Source organism: Actinoplanes sp. ATCC 53533 (assembly GCF_003947245.1).
Window position 1 is genome coordinate 1 of sequence record NZ_QHHV01000307.1, and the last position, 6,333, is coordinate 6,333.

Below are 6,333 nucleotides of genomic sequence, written 5' to 3' on the forward strand. Positions count from 1 at the left end.
CACGATGATCGGGATGCCGGTCCAGCCGCGGAGACCGCGAATGACCTCGGTGCCCTCCAGTGTCGGGCAAGCCGAGATCGAGCACAACGAGGTCCGGGTGGTGGCGGGTGGCGGCGCGCAAGGCGGAGACGCCGTCAGGCGCGGTGTCGACATCGTAGTGACGGGCGCGCAGGTTGATGGTCAGCGCGCGGACGATCTGGGGTTCGTCGTCGACCACGAGGATGCGGGTCACCGGTCGGCGGCTGTCGGCAGCGAAAGGATCATGGTGAGTCCACCTCCGGGTGTCTCCTCCGGTGTCAGGGTGCCGCCCATCGCCTCGGTCAGACCACGGGACAGCGCGAGTCCGAGCCCGACACCGGTGTGGTTGTCACGGTCGCCGAACCGTTGGAAGGGCAGGAAGACATCGTCCCAGCGGTCTTCGGGGATGCCGGGTCCATGATCAATGACGCGGATCTCGACTGCGCCGCCCAGCGAACTCGCGGTGATGACCGGCGGCTGGTCGTCCGGGCTGTGCCGCAGCGCGTTTCCGGCCAGGTTGACGACGATCCGTTCGAGCAGGCCGGGGTCTGCGTGCAGGTACGGCAGGTCCTCGGGGATGTGCAGCCGCACGGATCGTCCGGCGGGGCCGAGGTCATCGAGGGCGCGCGGGACGATCTCCTCCGCGCCGACGCCGATCGCGGTCACGCCGAGAGCGCCGGCCTGCAGCCGACTCATGTCCAGCAGATTGGTGACCAGGCGGACCAGGCGGTCGATCGATTCGTCGGCGGTCGCCAGCAGTTCGGCGCGGTCGTGCTCGTCGAAGTCGACGTCGGCGCTGCGCAGGCTGGCGACGGCGGCTTTCGCGGAGGCGAGCGGGGTGCGCAGGTCGTGGCTGACCGCGGCGAGCAGCGCGGTCCGCATCCGGTCGGCCTCGGCGAGCGGCTTCGCGGACGCGGCCTCGGCGGCCAGCCGTTCCTGGCGCAGCGCGACGGCCGCCTGGGCCGCGAACGCCTCGACGATGCGCCGGTCGGATGCTTCGAGTTGCCGGCCGCACAGGAGCATCTTCAGGTCGTCGTTCACCTTGACTTCCACGTCGGCGTCCCCGGCGACGGTGCAGGGATTGTCGCCCACAACCGCTACCACGGCGCCCTTCTCCAGCAGGGTCACCGACTGCAGCGTGAACGTCTCGCGGAGCCGTTCGAGCAGCGCCGGCAGCGGCCGTTCGCCGCGCAGGACGCTGCCGGCGACGGTGGCCAGGGTCTGTGCGTCGGCGCCGGCCTGCGCGGCTTGCCTGGTTTTGCGGGCGGCGGTGTCGACGACCCAGCTGACCGCGATCGCGACCACCACGAAGATGGCCAGGGCGAGCAGGTTGTCGCCCTCGGCGATGGTGAACCTGCCGACCGGCGGCGTGAAGAACCAGTTGAGCAGCAGCGATCCGGCGACGGCGGCGAGCAGGGCCGGCCAGAGCCCGCCGATCAGGGCCACGCCGACGACGGCGACCAGGAACAGCAGGATGTCGTTGGTCAGCGACAGCGACGGTCCGGCGTCCAGCAGGGCGGTGAGGATCGGCAGCCCGACCACGGTCGCTATGAAGCCGCCGATGCGGCGGCGCCTCGACAGCGCCGCCGGCATCCGCCGGGCGCGGAGGCCCTGAGCGGCCCGTTCATGCGACACGAGGTGCACGTCGATGGTGCCGGACAGGGCGGTGGTGGTGACGCCGACGCCGGTGGCGAAGATCTGGGCGAATTTGCCGCGGCTGGAAACGCCGAGCACGATCTGGGTGGCGTTGACGGCGCGGGCGAAGTCGAGCAGCGCCCGTGGCACATCGGCGCCGACAACCTGGTGGTAGGTGCCGCCCAGGCTCTCCACCAGCACCCGCTGGCGGGACAGGGCAGCGGGATCGGCGCCGGCGAGGCCGTCGTTGCGGGTGACGTGGACGGCCATCAGGTCGGCGCCTTTGTCCCGGGCGGCGATCCGGGCGGCGCGGCGGATGAGCGTGTCACCCTCGGGGCCGCCGGTCAGTGCCACGACGACCCGCTCGCGGGTTTCCCAGGTGGCACTGATCCGGTTGTCGGCCCGGTACTTGTCGAGCTGGTCCTCGACTTTGTCGGCGAGCCAGAGCAGCGCCAGCTCGCGCAGGGCGGTCAGGTTGCCGGTGCGGAAGTAGTTGCCGAGCGCCGCGTCGATCTTCTCGGGCCGGTAGATGTTGCCGTGCGCCATCCGGCGGCGCAGCGCCTCCGGGGTCATGTCGACCAGCTCGACCTGCTCGGCCGCGCGGACCACGGCGTCGGGCACGGTCTCGCGCTGCTCGACGCCGGTGATCTGGGCGACCACGTCGTTGAGCGACTCCAGGTGCTGGATATTGACAGTGGTCAGCACGTCGATGCCGGCGTCGAGCAGGTCCCGCACGTCCTGCCAGCGTTTGGCGTGGCGCGAGCCGGGCACGTTGGTGTGCGCGAGTTCGTCGACGACGGCGACCTCGGGTTGCCGGGCCAGGACCGCGTCCAGGTCCATCTCGGTGAACTCGGCGCCCCGGTAGGTCATCGTCCGGCGCGGCACGATCTCCAGGTCGGCGAGCATGGCCTGGGTGTGTTTGCGGCCGTGTGTCTCGACGAAGGCGACGACCACGTCGGTGCCGCGCTCGGCGCGCCGGTGGGCCTCTTCGAGCATCGTGTACGTCTTGCCGACGCCCGGGGCGGCGCCGAGGTAGATCCGCAGTTCTCCGCGTGCCATCTCGGCGCCGCCTCTCCCCTCTTTCAGGGTCTACTTGTTGTCGAGTGCGAGGTTGAGTTCCAGGACGTTGACGCCGGGTTCGCCGAGGAAGCCGAGCGCCCGGCCGGTGGTGTTGTCCTCGACCAGTTCGCGGACGGCCGCTTCGGACAGTCCGCGTTCGCGGGCGATCCGGGGCACCTGCAGGGCCGCGTAGGCCGGGCTGATGTCCGGGTCGAGGCCGCTGGCGCTGGCGGTGACCGCGTCCGCCGGGACCGCGGGCTCGGCGGGGGCGTCGCCGCGGATCGGGGTGATGACACCGCCGAGGGCCTGGTAGTCCTCGCCGTTCTTGGCGGATTCGACGGTCACGCCGTCGTAGGTGGCGACGAACGGCGTACCGGTCTGGTTGACCGACACGACCCGGGTGACCGGGCCGGTGAGCCCGTCGCGGTGAAAGACGGCCAGCACCGCGCCGACGCCGTCGGCGGTGCAGTAGGGCCGGCTGCCGTCGACGCCTTCGAGTTCGCCGATCGCGAGGCTGCGGGCGCAGACCTGGGTGAGCAGGCTCTTGCGGTCCGGGGTGTCCACCATGTCGTTCGGGCCGAGGTTGCTGGCCGAGGTGGCGGTGGGGTCGTAGCCGTCGCCGGCGGCGGACGGCCGGCTCTGGAAGTAGCGCGGATCGGGGTTGCCGTCCGCGTCGGTGAAGGCCTGCCCGATGAGCCGGCTGCCGACCTGCTTGCCGGCCACGGTGACCAGCGAGCCGTCGGCCCGGTTGTCGAGCCCCGGAAGGCGGCCCACGCCGACCATGAGCAGCGGGTAGGCGATGCCGAGCAGCACGGTGAAGACGAGCAGCGCGCGCAGCGCGGCGAGGTGCTGGGACAGCCAGGAAGGAAGACGCACGGTGATCAGATCCCCGGGATGAACTGGATGAGCAGGTCGATGAGCTTGATGCCGAGGAACGGGGCGATGACGCCGCCGAGGCCGTAGACCAGCAGGTTGCGGCGCAGCAGGGCGCTGGCGGAGGCCGGGGTGTATCGCACGCCGCGCAGCGCGAGCGGGATCAGCGCGACGATGACCAGCGCGTTGAAGATGACCGCGGACAGGATCGCCGAGCCGGGCGAGTGCAGCCGCATCACGTTCAGCGTGTCCAGGCCCGGATACACGGCCGCGAACATGGCCGGGATGATGGCGAAGTACTTGGCGATGTCGTTGGTGATGGAGAAGGTGGTCAACGCCCCGCGGGTGATCAGCAACTGCTTGCCGATCTCCACGATCTCGATCAGCTTCGTCGGGTCGGAGTCAAGGTCGACCATGTTGCCGGCCTCCTTGGCGGCCGACGTGCCGGTGTTCATGGCCACGCCGACGTCGGCCTGGGCCAGGGCGGGCGCGTCGTTGGTGCCGTCGCCGGTCATCGCGACCAGCCGGCCGCCTTCCTGCTCCTTGCGGATGTAGGCGAGCTTGTCCTCCGGGGTGGCCTCGGCCAGGAAGTCGTCCACCCCGGCCTCGTCGGCGATCGCCTTGGCGGTGCGGGGGTTGTCGCCGGTGATCATCACGGTGCGGATGCCCATCCGGCGCATCTCGTCGAAGCGTTCCCGCATCCCGGACTTGACCACATCCTTGAGGTGGATCACCCCGAGGGCCCGGGCCGGCTGCCCGGCGATCTGTTCGGCGACGACCAGCGGTGTGCCGCCGGTGCCGCTGACCAGGTCGACGATCTCGCCGACCTCCTCGGTGGGGTGACCGCCGTGCTGCCGGACCCACTTCATGACGGCCGCGGCCGCGCCCTTGCGGACCTGCCGGTCGCCGAGGTCGACGCCGCTCATCCGGGTCTGCGCGGTGAACGGCACGAACGTCGCGTGCGTCATCAGGCCCGGCTCTCGTTCCCGCAGCCCGAACTCCGTCTTGGCCAGCACGACCACGGACCGGCCCTCCGGGGTCTCGTCGGCCAGACTGGACAGCTGCGCGGCGTCCGCCAGGGTCGCGGCCGTGACCCCGTCCACCGGTACGAACTCCGCGGCCTGGCGATTGCCGAGGGTGATCGTGCCGGTCTTGTCGAGCAGCAGCGTGTTCACGTCGCCGGCCGCCTCGACCGCGCGGCCGCTCATGGCGAGCACGTTGCGCTGCACGAGCCGGTCCATGCCGGCGATGCCGATGGCCGACAGCAGCGCCCCGATGGTGGTCGGGATGAGGCAGACGATGAGCGACACCATGACGATGCCCGTGACACCGTCGGCGTTGATCGCGGCGGTGTCCGGCGCCGCCGCCTGGAACGCCTTGGAGAAGATCGCCAAGGGCTGCAAAGTGACCACGGACAGCAGGAAGATCAGGGTGAGCGCGGCGAGCAGGATGTTCAGCGCGATCTCGTTCGGGGTCTTCTGCCGGTTGGCGCCCTCGACCAGCGCGATCATCCGGTCGACGAAGCTCTCCCCCGGCTTCTGGGTGATCCGCACGACGATCCGGTCGGAGAGCACCTTGGTGCCGCCGGTGACCGCCGACCGGTCGCCGCCGGACTCGCGGATCACCGGCGCGGACTCGCCGGTGATGGCGGACTCGTCGACGCTGGCGATGCCCTCGATGACGTCGCCGTCACCGGGGATGGTCTCGCCGGCCTCGACCACGACGACGTCGCCCTGCCGCAGTTCCGGCGCGGGCACCTGCTCCTCCCGGCCGTCCTTGCCCAGCCGCCGCGCGACGGTGTCCTTCTTCGACTGCCGCAGCGCCGCGGCCTGGGCCTTGCCCCGGCCCTCCGCGACGGCCTCGGCCAGGTTGGCGAACACGACCGTCAACCACAGCCAGACCGTGATCAACCAAGCGAGCACGGTCGGGTCCGTGACCGCCAGCACGGTGGTGAACAGGGCACCGATCTCGACGATGAGCATCACCGGGTTGTGCCACAGGGTGCGCGGGTCGAGCTTGACCACGGCGGCCGGCAGCGACCGCCACAGCTGCGCCGGGTCGAGCAGGCCGCCCCCGACGCGGCGGGTGCCCGCCGGTGCGGGTGATTCGGTGGAGGGCTTCTCCAGGGTTGGGGTGGTCATGACAGGCCCTCCGCGAGGGGTCCGAGAGCGAGAGCGGGCAGGAAGGTCAGCGCCACGAGCACGACGGTGACGCCGACGACCATCCCGACGAACAGTGGTTGGTGGGTGGGCAGGGTGCCCTCGGACTCCGGCGTCGCCTTCTGCCTCGCGAGAGAGCCGGCCAACGCCAGCACGAGCACCATCGGCAGGAACCGGCCGAGCAGCATCGCCAGCCCCAGCGCGGTGTCCCACCACGGGGTGTTGACGGTGATGCCGCCGAAGGCGGAGCCGTTGTTGTTGCCCGCGCTGGTGAACGCGTACAGCACCTCCGACAGGCCGTGCGGGCCCACGTTGAGCGCGGTGGCGTTGTTGCCGGTGGCGAAGGCCGCCGCCGTACCGGTCAGCACGATCGTCGGGGTGACCAGGAAGTACAGCGACGCGAGTTTCATCTCCCGGGCGCCGATCTTCTTGCCCAGATACTCCGGCGTGCGCCCGACCATCAGCCCGGCCACGAAGACCGTGATGACCGCCAGGATGAGCAGGCCGTAGAGGCCCGAGCCGACACCGCCGGGTGCGACCTCGCCGAGCATCATGTTGACGATCGGCATCATCCCGCCGAACGGCGTGT

Annotated in this window: 4 protein-coding genes and 1 pseudogene; all 5 read right to left on the reverse strand. The window is 70.8% G+C overall.

Going from position 1 to position 6,333, the window contains the following annotated elements; all coding sequences use genetic code 11:
- Window positions 1–232, reverse strand: a pseudogene (locus tag DMB66_RS54840) (response regulator); the annotation flags it as partial.
- Window positions 229–2,712, reverse strand: a complete 2,484-nt coding sequence (locus DMB66_RS54845; protein WP_125811976.1) for a sensor histidine kinase KdpD — start codon at window positions 2,710–2,712, stop codon at window positions 229–231. The pseudogene DMB66_RS54840 and the gene DMB66_RS54845, both read right to left, overlap by 4 nt.
- Before the next feature lie 30 nt (window positions 2,713–2,742).
- Window positions 2,743–3,588 (reverse strand): potassium-transporting ATPase subunit C, encoded by an 846-nt coding sequence (locus DMB66_RS54850; RefSeq protein WP_125811977.1) that lies wholly within the window; start codon window positions 3,586–3,588, stop codon window positions 2,743–2,745.
- A 5-nt stretch (window positions 3,589–3,593) separates the two neighbouring features.
- Window positions 3,594–5,726 carry a potassium-transporting ATPase subunit KdpB gene (gene kdpB / locus DMB66_RS54855; protein ID WP_125811978.1) on the reverse strand — a complete coding sequence of 711 codons (2,133 nt, stop codon included), beginning with the start codon at window positions 5,724–5,726 and terminating at the stop codon, window positions 3,594–3,596.
- Window positions 5,723–6,333 (reverse strand): potassium-transporting ATPase subunit KdpA (locus DMB66_RS54860; RefSeq protein ID WP_148112890.1); only part of this gene is annotated, 611 nt, incomplete at its 5' end. The genes kdpB and DMB66_RS54860, both read right to left, overlap by 4 nt.